This is a genomic window from Escherichia albertii (genome assembly GCF_028622335.1).
In the GTDB taxonomy this organism is placed as follows: domain Bacteria; phylum Pseudomonadota; class Gammaproteobacteria; order Enterobacterales; family Enterobacteriaceae; genus Escherichia; species Escherichia albertii.
Genome location: NZ_CP117568.1, coordinates 2,707,610 through 2,728,449 on the forward strand (window position 1 = coordinate 2,707,610; position 20,840 = coordinate 2,728,449).

General features: G+C 49.3%; 18 protein-coding genes, 1 tRNA gene and 1 other RNA gene. 5 read left to right on the forward strand and 15 right to left on the reverse strand.

Annotated features, from left to right (window positions below; all coding sequences use genetic code 11):
* Positions 1-406 precede the first annotated feature (406 nt).
* The 4 genes from PS053_RS13195 to PS053_RS13210 all read left to right on the forward strand — a co-directional run bounded on the left by PS053_RS13195 (position 407) and on the right by PS053_RS13210 (position 3,815).
* On the forward strand, positions 407-886 hold the full coding sequence (locus PS053_RS13195; protein ID WP_256879267.1) for an Imm57 family immunity protein: 480 nt from the start codon (positions 407-409) through the stop codon (positions 884-886).
* A gap of 5 nt (positions 887-891) precedes the next feature.
* Complete coding sequence (locus PS053_RS13200) at positions 892-1,512, forward strand: hypothetical protein (protein ID WP_256879266.1); 621 nt, start codon at positions 892-894, stop codon at positions 1,510-1,512.
* Between the two features lie 587 nt (positions 1,513-2,099).
* Positions 2,100-2,318 carry a hypothetical protein gene (locus PS053_RS13205; RefSeq protein ID WP_273774100.1) on the forward strand — a complete coding sequence of 73 codons (219 nt, stop codon included), beginning with the start codon at positions 2,100-2,102 and terminating at the stop codon, positions 2,316-2,318.
* A gap of 198 nt (positions 2,319-2,516) precedes the next feature.
* A complete protein-coding gene (locus tag PS053_RS13210) occupies positions 2,517-3,815 on the forward strand; it encodes an aromatic amino acid transport family protein (RefSeq protein WP_001153782.1) in 1,299 nt (432 codons plus the stop codon).
* 29 nt (positions 3,816-3,844) lie between these two features.
* On the opposite strand, the gene dppF is transcribed toward PS053_RS13210, so the two are convergent.
* Genes dppF through dppB form a run of 4 tightly spaced genes read right to left on the reverse strand, consistent with a single transcriptional unit; the run spans position 3,845 to position 7,771 of the window.
* Complete coding sequence (gene dppF, locus PS053_RS13215; protein WP_256879265.1) at positions 3,845-4,849, reverse strand: dipeptide ABC transporter ATP-binding subunit DppF; 1,005 nt, start codon at positions 4,847-4,849, stop codon at positions 3,845-3,847.
* Positions 4,846-5,829: a dipeptide ABC transporter ATP-binding protein gene (gene dppD, locus PS053_RS13220; protein WP_001196483.1), complete on the reverse strand. Its 984-nt coding sequence runs from the start codon at positions 5,827-5,829 to the stop codon at positions 4,846-4,848. The genes dppF and dppD overlap by 4 nt, the downstream gene beginning before the upstream one ends.
* A gap of 10 nt (positions 5,830-5,839) precedes the next feature.
* Positions 5,840-6,742 (reverse strand): dipeptide ABC transporter permease DppC, encoded by a 903-nt coding sequence (gene dppC, locus PS053_RS13225; protein WP_054412379.1) that lies wholly within the window; start codon positions 6,740-6,742, stop codon positions 5,840-5,842.
* Between the two features lie 9 nt (positions 6,743-6,751).
* A complete protein-coding gene (gene dppB, locus PS053_RS13230; RefSeq protein WP_256879264.1) occupies positions 6,752-7,771 on the reverse strand; it encodes a dipeptide ABC transporter permease DppB in 1,020 nt (339 codons plus the stop codon).
* A gap of 17 nt (positions 7,772-7,788) precedes the next feature.
* Between dppB and PS053_RS13235 the strand changes: the two genes are divergently transcribed.
* A complete protein-coding gene (locus tag PS053_RS13235; RefSeq protein WP_054412381.1) occupies positions 7,789-8,016 on the forward strand; it encodes a hypothetical protein in 228 nt (75 codons plus the stop codon).
* Between the two features lie 62 nt (positions 8,017-8,078).
* Here PS053_RS13235 and dppA read toward each other — a convergent pair whose 3' ends face one another.
* The 11 genes from dppA to PS053_RS13290 all read right to left on the reverse strand — a co-directional run bounded on the left by dppA (position 8,079) and on the right by PS053_RS13290 (position 20,717).
* Positions 8,079-9,686 (reverse strand): dipeptide ABC transporter substrate-binding protein DppA, encoded by a 1,608-nt coding sequence (gene dppA, locus PS053_RS13240; RefSeq protein WP_001222870.1) that lies wholly within the window; start codon positions 9,684-9,686, stop codon positions 8,079-8,081.
* 744 nt (positions 9,687-10,430) lie between these two features.
* Positions 10,431-10,564: non-coding RNA, RtT sRNA (locus PS053_RS13245), on the reverse strand.
* Between the two features lie 34 nt (positions 10,565-10,598).
* A tRNA-Pro gene (locus PS053_RS13250) sits at positions 10,599-10,675 on the reverse strand.
* Between the two features lie 91 nt (positions 10,676-10,766).
* Positions 10,767-12,458, reverse strand: a complete 1,692-nt coding sequence (eptB, locus tag PS053_RS13255) for a kdo(2)-lipid A phosphoethanolamine 7''-transferase (RefSeq protein ID WP_059215857.1) — start codon at positions 12,456-12,458, stop codon at positions 10,767-10,769.
* A gap of 251 nt (positions 12,459-12,709) precedes the next feature.
* Positions 12,710-13,246, reverse strand: coding sequence for a long polar fimbrial protein LpfE (gene lpfE, locus PS053_RS13260; protein WP_001081421.1), 537 nt, complete (start codon positions 13,244-13,246; stop codon positions 12,710-12,712).
* A 4-nt stretch (positions 13,247-13,250) separates the two neighbouring features.
* Positions 13,251-14,318, reverse strand: a complete 1,068-nt coding sequence (locus PS053_RS13265) for a fimbrial protein (protein ID WP_256879262.1) — start codon at positions 14,316-14,318, stop codon at positions 13,251-13,253.
* A 16-nt stretch (positions 14,319-14,334) separates the two neighbouring features.
* Positions 14,335-16,914 (reverse strand): outer membrane usher protein LpfC, encoded by a 2,580-nt coding sequence (gene lpfC, locus PS053_RS13270; protein ID WP_059277704.1) that lies wholly within the window; start codon positions 16,912-16,914, stop codon positions 14,335-14,337.
* Positions 16,915-16,942: 28 nt separating this feature from the next.
* Positions 16,943-17,629 (reverse strand): long polar fimbrial biogenesis chaperone LpfB, encoded by a 687-nt coding sequence (gene lpfB, locus PS053_RS13275; protein WP_072244639.1) that lies wholly within the window; start codon positions 17,627-17,629, stop codon positions 16,943-16,945.
* Positions 17,630-17,698: 69 nt separating this feature from the next.
* Positions 17,699-18,229 carry a long polar fimbrial major subunit LpfA gene (gene lpfA, locus PS053_RS13280; RefSeq protein WP_000758162.1) on the reverse strand — a complete coding sequence of 177 codons (531 nt, stop codon included), beginning with the start codon at positions 18,227-18,229 and terminating at the stop codon, positions 17,699-17,701.
* Positions 18,230-18,587: 358 nt separating this feature from the next.
* Positions 18,588-19,790, reverse strand: coding sequence for an L-lactate MFS transporter (locus PS053_RS13285; RefSeq protein WP_000189041.1), 1,203 nt, complete (start codon positions 19,788-19,790; stop codon positions 18,588-18,590).
* 228 nt (positions 19,791-20,018) lie between these two features.
* Complete coding sequence (locus PS053_RS13290) at positions 20,019-20,717, reverse strand: autotransporter outer membrane beta-barrel domain-containing protein (RefSeq protein WP_059277703.1); 699 nt, start codon at positions 20,715-20,717, stop codon at positions 20,019-20,021.
* Positions 20,718-20,840: the final 123 nt, after the last annotated feature.

Consider the following 20,840-nt stretch of genomic DNA (forward strand, 5'->3'; position numbering starts at 1 on the left):
GCGGCTATCCTTGAATTGTTGTGGTTCAAGAATGGCCCCCGTAATGTTGTCAGGTTTACGCCTTACAACGTGCGGGGGTTTTCTCTTTCCAGCAACCAACGCCGCCGGGGATCAAGCCCCCGCAACATTGCGCCTCGCCGGAAGACTCCGGCTTGGTGCTGATTCTACGTCTTCGGTCTTACTTACTTCATTCTCAGAATGCGCGCGATGCGAGATGCTTTCTGATGTTTCATTCTCTTTTGCATCCCTTTCGCCAAATCTTCCATACCTGCTCGCACTTCTGAGGGGTATTCTCCGAATACCAGTCATTACTTTTTTCTCACGCCATATCGTTTTGGACTAAGGCTTTTTTTGTGCATGAAGGTTTTGCAGGCGACGATACACTTTGTACTTTCAGGGAGGGAAAATGATAAATGGACGCGGATTTCTGGCGGTCGGTATTTTGCTAATGCCTCTGTTTGTACAGGCTGAAATATCGGGTCATCAACAGCAAATGCTGGAATTTGCTGAACATGCGATTGTGCAGGGAAAAGGTGCGGAGCCGGAATTAGGGTTGGATGTGATTGGTGAGGGTAATGATCCTCAATCATTACAATTTCTGACTGAGCTTGTTCGCTGGCAGCGAGGAATGGATGCCGGGCAGGGGGAGTCGTATACCTGTTACCTGTTGAGTAAAGGAAACGCGATTCTACCCTATCTTGAGCAGATGGACCCAGCAGCGTTACGGCAGAAATGTGTCGCTGAGTTCAATGGCAGAAAGTATGGTTTAAAGTCCAGTGATAACGTGGATTATATCTGCCGAAGTGAAAAGAACATCCGTTTAAAAAAAGCAGACATTATCGCGGGTATACGCGATGGCATTGTTTGTAATGATGAAGACTGGTGAGATCGATGAAATCAGTCAACGCGATCTGTTTATATCTGATACTTCCCGAGGCTGCAACGGCTGCATGGCCCACTATCCAGGAAGTGTATCAACGCTTTCCGCAAACCGCTGACAGCCTTCTTCTTGAGCAACCGATTTTGTTAGCAACGGGAGAAAAACGCTATGTGTTGGGATGCATGCATCAAAAACAGGCCGATATCTATCAGGGAGACTGGGGCAATTTTTCGGGAATGTTTCAATGTAAACTTCGCGATTTAACCGATGATACCGATATCCTTCAGCCAACTGAGCATTGGGGCAGCACTGTCACTCGTGCCCGTTTTTATGAATCCGATGTCATTGGCGGCTGTCGCGATCATCGCTGGTACGGGCATCGCCGTGAATTTCATGTTCGTGGAATGAAAGTGGTGCTGGATATTGTCGATTTTGTTCCTGGCAGTACGATTCAAACATTTTACGACAACTATCACTTCACGCTAAATGTGCAGGTGACGAACGACAAATCGGCGACTTCCGCATGGGGAGGGTATGCTACGGAAATATGTCGTGTGGACAACGAATACATTGATAAGCACGGAAAGCTTCAGGGTAAGGAGTCCATTATTCGTGATGCTAATGTTTTTTAATAAAGGGCAGAAAAATGAGCAGAGGGTTAATTCTGTTTTGGCTGATAGCGCCATTGAATCCGCTCTGGGCACAAACGCCATGCAGCGGTATCGATCGCAATTTAGGACTGTCCTCGGAGCAGATTGTGAGAATGAAGGAAAACATTAGCCCACAGGTTTTCGCCACTGACCTTGAAATTTTGAACAGGAGTGGTCAATCCTGTCAATTAATCCCAACAAGGCTGAACCTGCCTCTCTCTTTTTCTCAAGTGATTTACTGACATCGCACTACGTTGGGCTTTGGTCTGGGGCATATGGTGAGATGACACGGTCAGAGCTTGTGGCGGCATTTCAAAAAGAAGCAAGAGGGATCCCTGAGCATTTAGTTCAGTGTGTTGCATGGTTTCTCACTGACATAATTTCTCAGGTTGAAAGAGATAAATACCGGGTAGTTTTTCAGCATACTGAAGGGGCTACAATAAAGCCATGTGTAGCCTCCGTAAAGGTCGACAGCACTACGGGCATTTTAGAGCGTCATATAGCCGCCTGTGTTGTAATGACACCATTTCGCGGCTATCCTTGAGTTGTTTGGGTTCAAGATTAGCCCCGTGATGTTGTCAGGTGAATACCTACAACGTGCGGGGGTTTTCTCTTTCCAGCAACCAATGCCGCCGGGGATCAAGCCCCCGCAACATTGCGCCTCACCGGAAGACTCCGGCTTGATGCTGATTCTACGGACGCTTTCTTGCCCTGACATCTACCTGTTCCCGACTTTGCGCGATGCATTCCAGCCTATTTACATATTTGCAGTGTTTGCACCGCATTGACGTTATTCAATCAACACTCTGACGTCAGACTGGCAGTGAAATGTGCAATTTTGTAGAATTGCGCCTCCTCGCGATTCTCCCCAGTGAATCTGTTGCCTCATTTTTAGCACGCGGCGTATTCAACTTCTCCACCTGTTGCGCAAGAGAAACTGGGCTAATTTATCACTACGAGGCTGACATCTATCTGGACAGGACTTTATGCAGGACAACACATTACCATTACGCGATCAGAAACCGCAGCCCCGCTCATTAACTCAGAAATTGCCGTTTACCCGTTATGACTTTGGCTGGGTCTTATTATGTATTGGCATGGCTATTGGTGCCGGAACCGTACTGATGCCAGTACAAATTGGCCTGAAGGGGATTTGGGTATTTATTACCGCCGCCATTATTGCTTACCCGGCAACCTGGGTCGTACAGGATATTTATTTAAAGACTCTTTCAGAAAGCGACTCCTGTAATGACTACACCGATATTATCAGTCATTATCTGGGGAAGAATTGGGGAATATTCCTCGGCGTCATCTACTTTTTGATGATTATTCACGGTATTTTTATCTATTCCCTCTCCGTAGTTTTTGACAGTGCCTCGTATCTGAAAACCTTCGGTTTAACCGATACCGATCTTTCGCAATCACTACTCTATAAAGTGGCTATTTTCGCCATACTGGTGGCAATTGCGTCTGGTGGTGAACGGTTGCTGTTTAAGATCTCCGGGCCAATGGTGGTGGTCAAAGTAGGGATCATTGTGGTGTTCGGCTTTGCGATGATCCCGCACTGGAACTTCGCCAATATAACCGCTTTCCCACAAGCATCGATCTTTTTCCGCGACGTCTTGCTTACCATTCCATTTTGTTTCTTTTCTGCGGTATTTATTCAGGTGCTAAACCCGATGAATATTGCCTATCGTAAACGAGAAACGGATAAAGTACTGGCAACACGACTCGCGCTGCGTACCCACCGGATTAGTTATATTACGCTTATTGCGGTGATCTTGTTTTTTGCCTTTTCATTTACCTTTTCGATTAGCCATGAAGAGGCAGTTTCTGCCTTTGAGCAAAATATCTCAGCGCTGGCGCTTGCCGCACAAGTGATCCCTGGACATATCATCCATATCACCTCTACAGTGCTGAATATCTTTGCCGTACTGACGGCTTTCTTTGGTATTTATCTCGGCTTCCATGAAGCCATTAAAGGCATAATTCTCAATCTGTTAAGCCGAATTATTGATACTCAGAAAATTAATTCACGTCTGCTCACGCTGGCGATTTGCGCCTTTATCGTGATTACGTTGACAATTTGGGTTTCGTTTCGCGTATCCGTATTAGTGTTCTTTCAATTGGGAAGTCCGCTGTACGGCATTGTGTCGTGCATCATTCCGTTTTTCCTGATCTATAAAGTTTCACAACTGGAAAAATTGCGTGGGCTGAAAACCTGGCTGATTCTGTTGTATGGCGTATTGTTGTGCTTTTCACCACTGTTAAAGCTGATTGAGTAAACCGGAGCGCATGGCCCCGGTTTTGTAAGTTAACGCTGTGGATTTTCATCCTGCTCAACAGCGAAGCAGGCGACCAGTTGACCGCCGTAGTCTTTTAGCTGCGGCTGCAACTGGGTGCAGGTGCCAAAACGTCGACGACAGCGAGCGTTAAAGGCGCAGCCTGGCGGTGGATTCAGCGGGCTTGGCAGTTCGCCAGTGAGTTTGATGCGCTCGCGGCGATCGTCTGGGTTCAGGCGTGGCGTCGCGGAGAGTAGCGCCTGGGTGTACGGATGACGCGGGTTATTGAAGATTTGGTCCTTCGTTCCCTTCTCCACGCAGCGGCCCAGATACATCACCATCACTTCATCGGCAATGTGCTCCACCACCGACAGGTCGTGGGAGATAAAGACATAAGACAGCCCCAGTTCCTGCTGCAAATCCATCATCAGGTTGAGCACCTGCGCACGCACCGAGACGTCCAGCGCGGAAACCGGCTCATCGGCAATCACCACGTCCGGGTCAAGCATCAGACCACGGGCGATGGCGATACGCTGACGCTGACCACCGGAAAACATATGCGGATAGCGGTCGTAATGCTCGGTTTTCAGCCCGACTTTCGCCATCATCGACAACGCTTTTTCCCGACGCTGTTCTTTGCTTAAACGGGTATTAATCAGCAACGGCTCTTCAAGAATTTGCCCGACTTTTTTACGCGGATTTAGCGAACCGTAGGGGTTCTGGAAGACGATCTGGATTTTCTGTCGACGCAGCTTCTGCGCCTGCGGATCGTGCTTGAGCAGATCCTGCCCCTGATAATACAGCTCGCCACCGGTGGGCGTTTCAATCATCGTCAGCAGCCGACCCAGGGTCGATTTACCGCAGCCGGATTCACCGACCACCGCCAGCGTTTTGCCCCGTTCAAGGGTAAACGAAACGCCGTCCAGCGCCTTCACCAGACGTTCTGGCGCGAACATGCCCTTCTTAACCGGGTAATGTTTTTTCAGATCTATCGCCTGCAACAACGGCTGTTGCGAGGTGGCCTCTTGCGTACTCATAGTGTGGGCCTCCCGGCATCATCGAGTGGATAGTGGCATTTGGACTGACGCCCGTCTGCAAGCATATTCAGCGTCGGTTCTTCAGCGCGACATTTGTCAGTGGCATAGGGGCAGCGTGGGTTAAGCAGGCAGCCGTTCGGGCGATCGTATTTTCCGGGCACCACGCCGGGCAACGAAGCCAGACGTGCTTTGTCCTGTGCAAATTCCGGCAGCGCGCGTAGCAACGCCTGAGTGTATGGGTGGCGCGGCGCGCGAAAAATGTCGTGGGCCGCCCCGGTTTCCACCACCTGACCGGCATACATCACGATGATTTTATGCGCCGCTTCCGCCACCAGCGCCAGATCATGGGTAATCAACACCAGCGCCATGTTCTCTTTTTGCTGCAACTCCAGCAGCAGTTCGATGATTTGCGCCTGGATGGTCACGTCGAGCGCCGTGGTCGGTTCATCGGCAATCAGCAGTTTTGGCCGACAGGCAATCGCCATGGCGATCATCACGCGCTGGCTCATGCCGCCGGAAAGCTGATGCGGGTAAACATCCAGACGCGAAGCCGGATCGGGAATACCGACCTGATTCAACAGGTCAATCGCCCGCTGACGGCGAGTGCTCTTATTACCGCCCTGATGCACCTTAATCGCTTCCATAATCTGGAAACCGACGGTGTAGCACGGGTTAAGGCTGGTCATCGGGTCCTGGAAGATCATCGCCACTTCGGCGCCCACCAGGTTGCGGCGCTCTTTTTCCGAAATACGCTGCAAATCCTGGCCGTTAAATTCCAGCTTTTCCGCCATCACGCGGCCCGGATAATCAATCAACCCCATAATCGCCAGCGAACTGACCGATTTACCAGAGCCGGACTCACCCACAATCCCGACCACTTCGCCCTGTTTTACGCTGTAGCTGATGCGGTCTACGGCGCGGAACGGTGCGCTTTCGTCGCCGAAATGCACCGATAATTTATCTACATTTAATAACGCCATCTCGAACCTCTTACTGCTTCAGTTTGGGATCGAGCGCGTCACGCAGACCGTCACCCATCAGGTTAAATGCCAGCACCGTCAGCAGGATCGCCAGACCCGGGAAGGTCACGACCCACCAGGCGCTTTGCGCGAACTGCAACACGTCGGAGAGCATGGTGCCCCACTCCGGCGTTGGCGGTTGCGCGCCCATACCGAGGAAGCCAAGAGCGGCCATATCGAGAATGGCGTTAGAGAAACCGAGCGATGCCTGAACAATCAGCGGCGCAAGGCAGTTCGGGAAGATGTTAATAAACATCTGGCGCATCGCCCCGGCACCCGCCACGCGAGAAGCGGTGACGTAATCGCGATTCACCTCCACCAGCACGGCGGCGCGGGTTAAGCGGACATAGTGCGGTAGCGCAACGAAGGTCAATGCCAGCGCGGCGTTACCAATCGACGGGCCAAAAATCGCCACCAGCACCAGCGCCAGCAGCAGACTTGGCAGCGCCAGCATGATATCGACCACGCGCATGATGATGTTATCGACCAGGCCGCCAAAGTAACCGGCGATCAGGCCGAGAATAACGCCCATAATCAGTGATAACACCACCACCAGACAGCCAACCAGCAGCGACAAGCGCGCACCGTACATCAGACGCGACAGCACATCGCGCCCTACGTCGTCAGTACCGAGCAAGTGCGCCATGCTGCCGCCTTCCTGCCAGGCTGGCGGCGCGAGCAGCGCATCGCGGAACTGTTCCGCCGGGTTATAGGGTGCAATCCAGTTGGCAAAGATCGCGATAAACAGCACGATGACAACATAAACCAGTCCGACAACCGCGCCTTTATTGCGTTTAAAATAGTGCCAGAACTCCTGTAACGGGGTCATCGGCACCGGTGCGTTAATCACTTTATTTTCAGTAATCTGTGACATGGTGCCCCCTTATTTCTTATGACGAATACGCGGGTTCACCACGCCGTACAGCAGATCGACCAGCAGGTTGACGAGGATAATCATCGTCGCCACCAGCAATACGCCGCCCTGTACCACCGGATAATCGCGGCGTTGCAGTGCGTCAATCAACCAGCGCCCCAGACCGGGCCACGAGAAGATGGTTTCAGTCAGAATCGCCCCCGCCAGCAATGTTCCCACCTGCAGGCCGATAACGGTCACCACCGGCAGCATCGCGTTACGCAGCGCATGGACGATAATCACCCGCATCCGGGTAAGACCTTTGGCGCGGGCGGTGCGGATGTAATCTTCGCCCAGCACTTCCAGCATCGAGGAGCGCGTCATACGCACAATGACTGCCAGCGGTATCGTACCCAGTACAATGGCGGGCAAGATCATATGGACGACAGCATCAATAAAGTTGCCGTCTTCACCCCAGATAGCGGTGTCGATCAGCATAAAACCGGTTAACGGATTGGAATCATCGAGGAACACCATGTCGCTCACGCGACCGGAGACAGGCGTCAGGTTCCAGTGCACCGAAACCAGCATGATCAACATCATGCCCCACCAGAAGATAGGCATTGAATAACCTGTCAGCGCCAGGCCAACCGCGGTGTGATCGAAAATAGAACCGCGTTTAACCGCAGCCAGCACGCCAACCGGAATGCCGACCGCGGTCGCAAAAATCATCGCGCAGACACCAAGCTCCAGCGTGGCCTGGAAACGCGGCACGAACTCTTCCCAAACCGGGATGCGGCTTTTCATCGAAATGCCTAAATCACCGTGCATAACGCCCCAAATGTAATGGAGGTACTGCTGCCACATCGGTTTATCCAAACCGAGTTCAGCCAGCAATTGTGCGTGACGTTCTGGGGAGATCCCACGCTCGCCCGCCATGATCATCACCGGATCGCCCGGGATCATGTGGACAAAGGCAAATGTGAGAAGGGTAATACCGATAAACGTGGGGATGACGAGTCCCAAACGTCGGAGAATAAACTGCAACATAACCCGGATTCTCTGTAGTGACCCACAGCCTGGAACTGCGTGTCTGTATTGCTCACAAATCAATTCCTGCCCGTGCCGGACAGGGAATGAAGTATTGCTGCCGGATGGCGCTGCACGCAGAGGCACAGCGCTACCGGGTATGCAGATTGCTGGCAAAGTGCGCTTCTTTCATGCCGGATACGGCGTTAACGCCTTATCTGGCCTACAAAATCGTGCAAATTCAATACATTGCAGAATTTTCGTAGGCCTGATAAGCGGAGCGCATCAGGCAGTTTTGCCTTTGCCATCAGTCTTGTATGGCTTTTAATTATTCAATAGAGACGTTTTCGAAGTGATGTTTGCCTAATGGATCAACCACATAGCCTTTAACTTCTTTGCGTACCGGTTCAAATACGGTGGAGTGCGCGATGATCAGTGCCGGAGCCTGATCGTGCATTACCACCTGCGCCTGTTTGTACAGTTCAACGCGCTTGTTGTGGTCGTCGGTAGCACGTGCCGGTTGAATCAGATCTTCAAACGGTTTGTAGCACCATTTTGAGTAGTTAGAGCCCTGTTCAGAGGCGGCGCAACTGAACAGGGTGGCGAAGAAGTTATCCGGGTCCCCGTTGTCGCCAGTCCAGCCCATCATTACCGTCTGGTGCTCGCCATCTTTCGCTCGCTTGAGGTACTCACCCCATTCGTAAGTGACGATTTTGGCCTGTACGCCCACTTTCGCCCAGTCAGCCTGAATCATCTCCGCCATGCGGCGAGCGTTCGGGTTATATGGACGCTGTACTGGCATGGCCCACAGGTCGATGGAGAAACCTTTTTCCAGACCTGCTTCTTTCAGCAAGGCTTTCGCTTTTTCTGGATCGTAGGTGTAATCCTGAACGTCGTCGTTATAGCCCCACATGGTTGGCGGGATCAGGTTTTTCGCTGCCACGCCCGCGCCCTGATAAACCGCTTTGATGATCGCATCTTTGTTCACTGCGTAGGTTAGCGCCTGGCGAACTTTCACGTCATCCAGTGGTTTTTTCTGCACGTTATACGAGAGATAGCCGACGTTCAGCCCCGGCATTTCCATCAGGTTGATGGATTTATCCTGCTTCATGCGGGCGATGTCTGCCGGGTTCGGGTACGGCATCACCTGGCATTCATTTTTCTGCAATTTCGCGTAACGCACGGAAGCATCAGGGGTAATAGAGAAGACCAGCGTATCAATCTTCGGTTTGGTGCCCCAGTAGCCATCAAACGCTTTGTAGCGAATACGGGAGTCTTTTTGATACTGCTGTAACTGGAACGGGCCAGTGCCGATTGGGTTGAGGTCCAGTTTTTCCGGCGTACCGGCTTTCATCATCGCGTCAGCATATTCTTTTGACAGAATAGAAGCGAAGTCCATTGCCAGGTCAGCGAGGAACGGCGCTTCCGGGCGAGTCAGCACAAACTGAACGGTGTTGTCATCCACCTTTTTCACTTCGCTGATCAGCTCCGGCAAGCCCATGCCTTCGAAGTATTCGTAGCTGCCGCCAGAAACTTTATGATACGGGTTCTGGGCGTTTTTCTGACGATCGAACGAGAACACCACGTCATCGGCATTCAGTTCACGCGTCGGTTTAAATTCTTTGTTGTCGTGCCACTTCACACCTTTACGCAGATGGAAGGTATAGGTTTTACCGTCTTCGCTGACTTCCCACTTTTCAGCGAGACCAGGAATTACTTCGGTAGTACCGATTTTAAATTCAACCAGGCGGTTATAGAGAGGTACGGAAGAAGCATCATAGGTGGTACCGGAGGTAAACAGTTGTGGGTTAAACCCCTCCGGGGAACCTTCTGAACAATAAACCAGAGTTTTAGCCTGAACACTTGCTGCGACGGTCATAGCCACCAGGCTGAGACCAAGCTTAAGCATCCCTGACTTTTTCAAGGAAATACGCATTATTCTGCTCCAATTGTGATGTTTGTTGTTTTAACCCTTTGCAGTGGGTTGTCGCTGCCTGACCTTTTTTGTTTTTTGCCCGGTCGGGTCAACGTTATGAGGTGGGGATACCGTATTAATTAACATCAGTGTAACAGTGCGGATCCTCCATAAAATGCCCCTCGTGACCTACAATCTGTCAACAGATTGTGAAAACGTCAATACAGCCAACCGGGATTTACGCCAACGGTGAGATTCCACAAACAAAGATTAAAAAAACTTCAAACGGCTATTTGCAGCAGAGAAATTTGTGCTACGCCAACATAACCAGAACAATAATCTTAATATTTAGCAACAATCAGTGGTTAAGTTTTATGCATTTATTGAAAAATATCTGATGAAGTGACGTATATCTGAGCGATTAATATCATGAACATTTATACGCACAGCGGAAAATGCCAGCGTCAGCAATAAGTAACGCAAAAAAAGACTTAGGCAAATATAAAAAAAGACAATGGAATGTGTCACAGAATCGTTAATGGATAGTGAGATGTGGGGCGCAAATCTGGCAGGGAAATGTGTGGTATGTAGGTCGGATAAGGCGTTCACGCCGCATCCGACAATAAGTGCGGTGCCGTTGCCTGATGCGACGCTGCCGCGTCTTATCAGGCCTACGTCGAGTCGAACCTCCCTGCCCCCGGAGGTTCTCATCCTCGTGGGCTACAGATGCAAAAAAGCCTGCTCATTGAGCAGGCTTTTTGAATTTGGTCGGTGATAGAGGATTACTCGCCACTCCGTGGCTCGCCCTGCGGGCCGTTGCTGCCGCAACGTTCTCTCGCTTTGCTCGAGTCGAACCTCCCTGCCCCCGGAGGTTCTCACCCTCGTGGGCTACAGATGCAAAAAAGCCTGCTCGTTGAGCAGGCTTTTTGAATTTGGTCGGTGATAGAGGATTCGAACCTCCGACCCCTTCGTCCCGAACGAAGTGCGCTACCAGGCTGCGCCAATCACCGAATGCGGGGCGCATCTTACTGCGCAGATACGCCCTCGTCAATCCCTTAATCGTAAAATGCCTTTTGATCGGCGAGAAAGTCAGCAGGCCATTTAATTAGCCACAGCGTCCTTCTCCCGCGGGATGTGACACCAGTTGTTGTTTTCGTTAATGCCGCCGTCCGGCGAAGTGTAACCCAGGCAACCCATGATGGTGTCATACAGCTCCACATGGCGGCGCGGCACTTTCATATCCGCCTCTTTTTTCAACTGCGCAAATGCCTGCGCGTTGACCGGATTTTCCAGATATTTATCTGACATCCAGATCATCATCGGCACGCGAAACTGCTCCGGCGGCGCATATTTACGCGGCGTACCGTGCAAGTGCTCGCGCTCGTTAATTGACTCACCGTGGTCCGCCGCATAGAAAATAATGGCTTTCTTATCGCGGAACTTGTCGATTACCGTGTCAATAAAATGATCAACATAGGTGATGGAGTTATCGTATGAGTTAATCATTGGCTCTCGCGGGCATTTACGATCAACCGCATAACACTCTGGCTGCCACTGAGCAAATTCACGCGGATAACGCTGCGTATAGTTGTAGTGCGACCCTTTGGTATGCAACACAATCAGATGTTTACCTTCTGGTTTTTTCTCCAGAGAGCGCTCGATTTCATTGACCAGTAACATATCGTCCACTGCTTTCCCACGGTTACGCGGCTCGGCAGCGATCTGTTCGCGATAGGCAATGTTGTCAGCCATGGTGTTGCTGTAGAACCACATCTCACTCTGCATGGCGTATAAATCGGAGCTAAAGCCCAACTGCTTGAGAACCGCAAATACGTTCTGCTCTTTTAGTGTTCGTTGTGGGTTATTTTCCGTTCCACCTTCACGCACAAACATACAGCGTAGCGATAGTTTGGTTGCTGTGTCGCAAGAATAGCCACGGTACATCACCAGGTTTTTCTCTTTTGCCAGCTTCGGCGTAGTATCACGCTCGTAGCCCAGCATCCCCATATGATCCCAACGCGTAGTTTCGCCAATAATAAACACCACGTAGGTGTCGTCGAGATTTTGCGTCGGGGTATAGGTAAATTTTTTCGCCGGATTCATCAGCGACCGATTGTCTGAAGATTCATCCACTTGCGCCCAGACGTATAGTCCCAGGGCAGAAAGCCAGTTCGAAGGTAAATAAGTGTTCGCCAGCACCCCGCCATAACTTGGCATATCCACGCCGGCTATACGATCGGCACGCTTATGAGCTACATCAATCAGACGGATCGGCCCCCAAACCAGCAAGCCAGCCAGCAACACGGTAAGCGCACTACGCCAGCGTGTTTTCGGAGTACAAAGTTGGCGCCAGAAGGTGTCTTGCGAACGGTTCATCCAGATAAATATCAACGGGATAATACTTACCAGCACAACCCATGCAATGAGCGTCCAGCCAACCACTTCTTTCGACAGGTCGATGTCGGTGGTCATTACCGAAGCGACAATTCCGTAACCGATCATGACATTCATAAACGTCATGTAGTAGCTGGCCCCGGCAGAAATCAGCACCAGCAACGAGGCCAGCACTTTCCAGATCGTTCTACCAAAGAGTGAAATTAAGCGTAAAAAGAAGAAGGTTGCCAGAACTGTTCCTGCCAGTTCGATAACCATCGAGATGCCATTAAGAAAAGTGAAGTTCTGCGCGTAGCCGTCAAACCGACGGAAATAAACTGCGCAATTCATAAACAGACCGATATAGACAGCGAGCAAAAAACTTAACTTTTGCTGCGTTATCGTTTTGATGTGTCTCATGCAAACAAGCCCTGAAAATCGAGGGAAAAAAAGCCTGCGCAATCGTCATCATGACCAGGCAGGTAAAAATACGGAAGTCGTCAGATTAAGGAAAATCTGTACGTGTGTCTAAGTAGACCACAGTGAGGAAAAAAAGTATCAGGAAAGAGAACTATCGCAATAGGAATTTACAAATATATCGTGGCTAAATGATAATCGAGGCAAATATATACCTGCGCCATGGTCAGAGGGTTACCTGCTGACCTTAAACTTTACTCATATTCAACAGAAAAATTGATCATTGCATTAGCAGCACCGCTTGTGGGACTGTCATTCACTACAACATAACTGGCACGATAATTTAGCTTTGCGGTTGTACCACTGATCGGCCAGTCCATTGCCGTTCCGCCAGCGGTTTTCGGGATTTGCTGCGTGCCTTTGTCATCCTCAATTTTCAACGCCACGCCGGTTGCGCCGCCGGTATCCAGCGCAAAGAGACTGTCATCGTCGCCATCGGGTACGCTGTCCATCGTTACGCTGGCCTTAGAGATACTGCCGCAATCTTTCAGGGCGATGGTAAAATCACGCTTGCTCAGAACTCTGCCCACTGCTATCGGTTTTTGCAGCGTCATTGTCCCCATATCCACTTCCAGGTCAGCCTTTTCAAACTCACAGCTTTTATTGACGATGGTGATTGAAAAATGTAACTGCCCAACCGGTCCCAAAGACACTTTCTCTGCTAACGCATCTGAGCAATTGATAAGAGCAAGGAATAAGAGCCCGCCCTGAAACATACGGTTTCTGTTCATCCTGTTACTCCATATCCAGCAGCACAGTCGTCACCCCTTCAAACGTCCCCGCTTCCGGGAGACTGTTTGTGGTGCTGACAGGCGACGCAAATAGCTGAATAGCGGCATTACGGTGCGTAGTAGAGTCCAGAGCGCTCAACGTCAGCAATGTTGTGCTGTTTGTATCGTTGGGTTTCAGGACATTACCCGCAGTATCCGTCACCAGGACGCCGATATTAGGATCTCCCATATCCACCGCTCGAGAGTCGGCTGCGTTAGTCGCTCCTTCAAGCCTTAACGAAACCTTGATGCCGTCAGAGATATTGTTGCAGTCAAACCCAAGGTTAATTTCTTTCTTTGTTCCGCCCTCAGGCATTTGCCCTTTCCCGTTCTTGAACGCGGAAGCAGGAAACTCGCCAAAAGGAACATCCAGAACGGTTCCGGGCTTCACTTCACAACCTTGTGTAATAGTCACTGTCCCCTCAATAGAGACTGACGAAATCGCTACGTCACCGTAATTCTGATTAGTCTTGGAAGCATACAGCAGTGCAATCGATGTCCACGGGATATCTGCATCGCCAATAAAGGGCTTGGTTACCACAAAAGACAATAAGCCCGCTCCCCCCATATAAGGCGTGGTGATTTTTTTGTTACAGCCGGTCACTTCAAGGGCTTGTTGGTTTTTAAAGGGAACAAACCCATACACACCTGCACTAACACGGATTTTGCTTGCAACTTCAAGTTGGTCAGTTAAGTAGTAATATTGAAAGCCGCTCACTTGTCGGTTTTTTTTCGAAATAGCACTGACCCCCTGTATTACGGTATCCTTTTCCTTGGTGTAGGAATCTGGTGTCGGGCATTCACATTCAAGAGAAACCTTCGTGCCATTCGACCAGTTCATAACATCGGGCAAAACCGTATTCGCTACGTTCTTTTTAGCATCAGGGATCCCAACATCGACTACCACGTTATAGTTGTAAGTTGTGCCATTATCCGCGGGTTTACATGGTCCCCAAACCCCAGCAGCAAGCGCATTTCCAGAAAATCCCCCCAATATCCCGCACAGTAGAAATAACGTTATTTTGTTGCTCATCTTTCGCTCTCCTTGCTCACTGGCACTTCGCTGAAACGGGAATAATGCCCGCCTGTTTCATCTCAACAGACAAAACATATTGTGCGATGCATTGCTGCGATTCCTCTTTACCCCATTTCACCTGAACGCGGCCTTCTTCCGGCATTCCGCTGATATAAAGCTGACCTTCTTCGCCCACAATGCTGCTCACGTCGGTTTTGTTATCGGTAATTAACGTCGCGGTTGCGCCGAATGGCACAGGTTGAGCGCCTGAACGCTGCAACGTCATCAATACGCGATACCCCACTCGGGTATCGAAACGCGCCCGCACCACGGCGCCGCGGGTAGGCACCACTCTCTGGAAAGCATCCACAACATCCACATCGTCGCCTAACGTGTCGCTACGCAGGGACACTTCATTTTCACGATATGGCATGGCATAAGGCACCACCGCATTGCCGAACCAGTCAACCTGGACGCCGCCATTATTCTCCACATGCGCATTGCTGGCTCCCGGTACAGAAATCAGCGTCATGGTTTCTCCCAACGGTTGCGAAAGGGTAATCCCCTCGCTGTGAGCAATAATTCCCCCCCGCAGGTTATAACTCAGTTGTTGATAATCTTTGCCGTAGCTGTATCCGACATCAATATCGCCGGAACCGCCCTGATAACCCATGCTCGCATTGCCGCTGTTCCCCGTGCCGTTACTGGAATACCCCTCCTGCACGTTGTAGCTCAGATTTCTCTCCTCAAGTAGCGTCCCACTGACGCCCAGTTGCTGTGTCGTGCGTCCATCCTGGTCAGTCGTCAGACGGTAATTGCTCCAGGCGCGCCCTAGTGGAATGGAGAAGTTGAGCGACCACAAACGATCGCTGCCATCCCAACCGGGGTTTTTATTCCAGCTATAAGCCAGGCTGTAGTTCACACGGCCAATACGCCCGTTATAACCGGTTGAAAGCGAGAGCTGTTTCCCATCATTATTCCAGTAGTCCTGTTGGGTCATATTGAAATACACCGACCCATAAGCCCCCAGTTGTTGCGTCAGGTTGCCCTGAATTTCGCTGCGCTTGTGATAACGGCTGTAGTCACTATCAGCACCGCTGCGGACATCCGTCGCTTCCTGGAAAGTATAGAAACCGCTGGTTGAGTATTTGTATCCCACCAGACGAAAATCCATGCCGCTTTCAAAGCTTTTGGAATAGAGGAATCGGTAAGACTGCCCCTGACTGGAATCACCATGCGCCAGGTCGCTTTTTGCCTGCGTAATGTCAACTGACACGGCACCGATGGAACCAAAGTTTTTGCCTAACCCCAGAGCAAATGCACTGTAGTTTTCAGACAGCAATGTGCCGCCATAGGCAGTCATGCCTAAAGGGAGGCCGTAAATAGCGTCCGCCTGACCAAACTTCGGATTACCGCTGTTGTAGTTCCCGGCGCGATATTCTCCTGCCGCCAGGCTGTATTTCAGGTGGCCTTCGCGCTGGAAAATCGCTACCGCCGAGAAAGGTTGCACAAATTTCTGCTCACTACCATCAGCCTCTTTAATAATGACCGTCAGATCACCGCTGTTTGCTGTAGGGTAGAGGTCATTAATTTCAAATGCGCCGGGCTGTACAAAAGTGCGATAGATAACGTAACCATTCTGCTCAATGCTCACCTCAGCATTGCTTTTCGCAATGCCGCGAACAACCGGCGCAAACCCTCTCTGGCTGTCAGGTAACATGTCGTCATCAGATGAGAGCAATGCTCCGCGCATCTGTACACTGTCAAAAATGTCCGATGGCGTCGCGGTATCGCCTAATGTGATCTGGGCTTTTAAAGGAATAATCGCGCGGGTCAAATGAGTGCCAATATTCGTCCATTGAGCCTGACCATCGGAGTGACTCCACGTACCATAGTTACGCAAACGCCAGGGGCCAATATTTAATCCACTACGCAAGTTAAGATAATAGCTGTCGCTTTTTTGTTGTTTGTCACTGCTGTCGTGTTGTTCGATACCGTTTTGATCGACATAGCGGGTATCCGTACTGGCGGAATCATATTTGCTATTACTTCCACTGAAACTGTAATCAAGAAGCAATGCGGGGATCCCTTCATCCCACTCAGATTCGGGCACCGTGCCGCGCGCTACCTGATGCATTGCCGCTTGTGGAAAGCTCATCACCAGCTTTTGTTCGCTAAAATCAAAGTGGCTGGAGGATTGGGGAATAATGTCATCAAAGGCCACACATGCTTCTGCCGGAACAAGATTCAATGCCGGAAAACTCTCTACCCGCACCCCCATATCCGCCAGTTGCGTTCGACTCAAACAGGGCACTAATGCTTCGCCCATCACCTTGCGTTGGGATTCCGTCGCCGCTTTAAATTCCAGCGTACGTGTTTCCATTTTTTGATCATTCACGAACAAGGAAACGCGATATGTCCCGGGCAGTTGTTCCTCGCGCCCCGACTCATACATAGCAAGATCGATGTGCTGGCTCACCCCTTCCACATCTTCCAGAAAACGCGGGTTAAACTTTCCAGCGGTTGCAGGAAATGAACTGGCAACCATGAGAGTTAGCATGGAGAAGGAAAAAGGAACAGATGAGAATGAGCGAGAGACAGCCTTCCGTGACATTACGCAATTTCCCCGAGCAAGGTATCGATCAATTGACGTCCCGGCTCAACATTTCTGCTGACGCCCCGAAGTCGTTAATAGTGTTATATTTCACCTGAGATACGGCATTGACTCCTGCCGGCAACGAAATATTAAGTGACCCTTTCGCCGGTACCATGCCTGATTTTTCTATTTCCCGGCCATTTACAAAAAATTGATTAAACGTAATGTTGAAGACAGAGGGATTATCAACACGAATTTGATTACCCGTACGCGTAAAACGTAACTCGCCTGGTGCCGCCTTTACGTCGCCTTTTAATCCGGCTGGACGATAAAACAGTTTTATCCGTGTACGGACAGCTATCTGTAAAACATTTTTTTCTTCACTGCCTTCACTTTTAGACGGAATGGCTTTCACGTTTACCCAATAAACAGATTCACGATCCTGCGGCAATGAAGGTGTGATATTCACAATACGTAAAATATTATTTTTATCAGGATCGAGTTTGAACAGTGGCGGCGTAATAATAAACGGCGTTTTTTTGTTCCCACTTGCATCATCAACCCAGGACTGGATCAGAAACTCTTCTGTCTTATTATTGTTATTAACTGTCAGCGATGTTTCCTTTTTATTACCATCATAAATGACTCTGGTAGAGCTTAATGCTATTCCACCCGCCAGACATGACGATGAAAAACAAACAGAGAACACCAGAGCTAAACAGGTATTTTTCATCACTCGTTCCATAACTTGTTGAAAATACATGGCAGTGATGTCTCACTGCCATGATGAAACAATATGCGATTATTCGTAAGACAGGTTGAAGTCTACTTCCGCATTACCGTAACCAGTGGTAACGGTGTCTTTGGTAGAAACATAATTAGCAGTAAAATACAGAACGGTTTGACCGTCTTTTAGCGTAGTTTCCGCTTCACCAGAATTCAATTTAATCAGTGTATTGGTATTATCATAAATACCAATGCCCACACCTGTTGCAGCGCCTGCTTCGGTGCTAACGGAAACTAATTCACCGTTGCTATCGCTATCACCCACACCGTTAAAGCCGACTTTCACTTTTGTTTTACCAGAACCGGTATCACAATCTTCTAATTTGATTTCGAAAGGTTTAGACGGAGATTTTGCTCCTGCTGCGGTGAATACAGATTTTTGTACCTGACCCAGTACAACTTCTTGTTTCTGAGAATCAACAGACAGCACACAAGGTGTATCAACGATCTCACCAGTAAATTTAACAGTACCGTCGCCAGAATCTGCTGCAAATACGGAACCAGAAGTTAATGCGAGTGCGGATAAGGCAAAAACGACCTTTTTCATTAAAAACTCCATTTATTATAAAAATCACATTAAATAATAGATATTAATGCATTAAACATGCATCAATTTCGAAGGCCGGATTATACGGAGAGACAGGAGATAGGCAAGAAAATAAATTAAATCAAATAAAATATTAAATTAATGAAAGAATGTAAAACATAATATAAATCATAAGGTTAGTTTTTGTCATAAAAAGCTATTGGATTTTTTTAGGAATAAATTAATACAAAATATCTATATTTTAAGTGCAAAATAATTCACAACATGAATATTTGATGAAAAAATCATCTCTTTTTCTACAACATACAAAAAAGAGGAGTTTCCTCCCCTTTTTTTAGCTTAATAACCGCAATTTTCTTTATATATGTGCTTCATGATACATCTTCTGTTCAGGCTGGCGAATCGTCGTTGAGAGTGCCAGAGACAGAATCAACAGAGCAAAAATCACGTAGAAAGTGACGTAGAAGCCGCCAAACAGAGAGGCAATAATCGAACCGCAAATACTGCCGATACCGAAGCCGAGGTAAATCACACCGTAGTTTTTCGCCAGGTTATTAAGACCAAAGAACTCACTAACCAGTGACGGGAAGACGGTAATCGTGCCGCCGAAGTTAAATGCCACACAGGCAATCGCAGCAAAGAATGTCACTGCATTTAATGGTGCAAACAACAGGGCCGCCATCCCCACCAACGAAATAACCTGTCCAATAGTGATAACGCGGATACGAGCGATCTTGTCCGACAGAATACCCAGCACCAGACGACCAGACAGGTTAGCAATAGAAATAACCGTCACTGCGTTAGCGGCGGAAACTGCATCAAGATGTGCCAGAGTCTGGGCGATATCTTTCGCTACACCAATCACATACAGGCCACTCATACATGCTGTCAGGAACATCACTGCCAACATCCAGTATTGCGGTTTACGCATCGACTCCGCCAGGGTGTAGTCTTTTTCCACCACACCGTTGCTGGTTTTCACTTCCTGTTTCGGCGCGTCTTTCATTAATGTGGCGCCAAAGACAATCATCACCAGTACAATTGCGCCCCAAATCACAAAGGTCTTTTCCAGGCCTACCGTTTCCAGTAGCTGGGTATCGATAAATTTAAAGCCCAGACTGCCAAGACCATAAGAACCGATGGCAAAGGCAGAGATCAAACCTTTACGCTCCGGGAACCATTTTACGCAGTTAGAAAGCGTCAGCAGATAACCTGCGCCATCCGCCAGCCCAACCAGCACGCCAGCGCTCAACCACAGCATCATCAGATTGTTGGAGTGCGCAGTAAGGAAGAACCCCAGTCCCAGCAAAATACCGGAGGCCATGGTGACGCGTTTTACACCAAAGCGTTCCTGCAGCTTGCCAGCCACAGAAGAAGAAATTGCCAGTCCCAGACTCAGCAGGCCGAAGGAAAAAGCGACCTGACTCACTGGCGCATCCAGCTTGGCAGAAAGCGCGCCGTTAAACAGGCTCCAGGTATAAACCGATCCCAGCGCAAACTGGGTAATGATGGTGCCGATGAGTGTCAGCCAGCGGGTACGCTGATAATTGGAAGGTGTCATGGCAGTATTCCTGCATTAATAAAAAGGAAAAATCTCTGCCAACAACCATAACGAAGTGCACTTTATGCCTGGGGAAAAACGGCATGAAATGCCATCAAAACGGAATGAAATGCCTCAGTTCAGGAATGAATGACGTGACAAATATTCATCAACATTATTACTTGGTGAGTTAGTACCCACTATCATCACAGCCATTGTTAATATTGCGTTTAAATTATAATCAAATCATTAAAATCTGGCGCTAACGCCCATGGTGTACAGATAGTCGCTGTTAGTGGCGCTGTTCTCGGCCTGGGATAACGCAGCATAGGCTGCAATATTTTGGTTAAGTAGCATATCCGCCCCCACCGTCACATCCAGCCAGTTGCCGTTCTGATTTGTTGCCGTTATCCGGCTTAATCCCGATTGCGACTTCCAGATATTCTCGCCAAATTGCTGGTGATAGCTGATTTGCGCCCAGGGACGGAGATCGCCAAACCGGGAATCAACCCGCCAGCCTAACGTACTGACGCTGGCATGTAGTAACGGATCGGTCAGCGTTGCATTGCTGTCGCCAAACTCGTTATACATCGAGGTCGTTGTGCCATCGTAATGTAATGCGGCCACAGGCCCCGTTGTAACCTGCTCATATAAAGGAAAATTCCAGCCCATACTCATACTGCTGGTTGCATCAGTGGGCGACTCTTCTGCCAAATTTACCGCCAACCCCAGCGCATTTTGGCTACTTTGAATACGTTGCGACAAAATATCGTTGTAATCAGGTTGGTGATCGCTATCCCAGGTATAACGCTCAGTGGTATGTCCTGGCTGCGTATCAGCGATATATTCTTGTTGCCAGGCGTATGCTGTGTTTAGAAAAAGGAAACTGGTTACCACGCTCGTCAGAAGACTTAGCGCCTGGCAGCCAACGCATTTTTTTATGATCATTAACACGACTCCAGGGAAGAGCCGAATTCGGCAATATTATTGTCATTGTACGAAGGATGTCGGGCAAATCAGCCCTGTATTAAATATTGACTCTTTCACCGTTGCGTCAAGAAAAGCAGGTAG

Excerpts from the sequence above, each read along its gene's own strand:
- PS053_RS13195 (WP_256879267.1), top strand. The coding sequence starts at position 407 with ATGATAAATGGACGCGGATTTCTGGCGGTCGGTATTTTGCTAATGCCT.
- PS053_RS13200 (WP_256879266.1), top strand. The coding sequence starts at position 892 with ATGAAATCAGTCAACGCGATCTGTTTATATCTGATACTTCCCGAGGCT.
- PS053_RS13210 (WP_001153782.1), top strand. The coding sequence starts at position 2,517 with ATGCAGGACAACACATTACCATTACGCGATCAGAAACCGCAGCCCCGC.
- dppF (WP_256879265.1), bottom strand. The coding sequence starts at position 4,849 with ATGAGTACGCAAGAGGCCACCTCGCAACAGCCGTTGTTGCAGGCGATA.
- dppD (WP_001196483.1), bottom strand. The coding sequence starts at position 5,829 with ATGGCGTTATTAAATGTAGATAAATTATCGGTGCATTTCGGCGACGAA.
- dppC (WP_054412379.1), bottom strand. The coding sequence starts at position 6,742 with ATGTCACAGATTACTGAAAATAAAGTGATTAACGCACCGGTGCCGATG.
- dppB (WP_256879264.1), bottom strand. The coding sequence starts at position 7,771 with ATGTTGCAGTTTATTCTCCGACGTTTGGGACTCGTCATCCCCACGTTT.
- dppA (WP_001222870.1), bottom strand. The coding sequence starts at position 9,686 with ATGCGTATTTCCTTGAAAAAGTCAGGGATGCTTAAGCTTGGTCTCAGC.
- eptB (WP_059215857.1), bottom strand. The coding sequence starts at position 12,458 with ATGAGACACATCAAAACGATAACGCAGCAAAAGTTAAGTTTTTTGCTC.
- lpfE (WP_001081421.1), bottom strand. The coding sequence starts at position 13,246 with ATGAACAGAAACCGTATGTTTCAGGGCGGGCTCTTATTCCTTGCTCTT.
- PS053_RS13265 (WP_256879262.1), bottom strand. The coding sequence starts at position 14,318 with ATGAGCAACAAAATAACGTTATTTCTACTGTGCGGGATATTGGGGGGA.
- lpfC (WP_059277704.1), bottom strand. The coding sequence starts at position 16,914 with ATGTCACGGAAGGCTGTCTCTCGCTCATTCTCATCTGTTCCTTTTTCC.
- lpfB (WP_072244639.1), bottom strand. The coding sequence starts at position 17,629 with ATGAAAAATACCTGTTTAGCTCTGGTGTTCTCTGTTTGTTTTTCATCG.
- lpfA (WP_000758162.1), bottom strand. The coding sequence starts at position 18,229 with ATGAAAAAGGTCGTTTTTGCCTTATCCGCACTCGCATTAACTTCTGGT.
- PS053_RS13285 (WP_000189041.1), bottom strand. The coding sequence starts at position 19,790 with ATGACACCTTCCAATTATCAGCGTACCCGCTGGCTGACACTCATCGGC.
- PS053_RS13290 (WP_059277703.1), bottom strand. The coding sequence starts at position 20,717 with ATGATCATAAAAAAATGCGTTGGCTGCCAGGCGCTAAGTCTTCTGACG.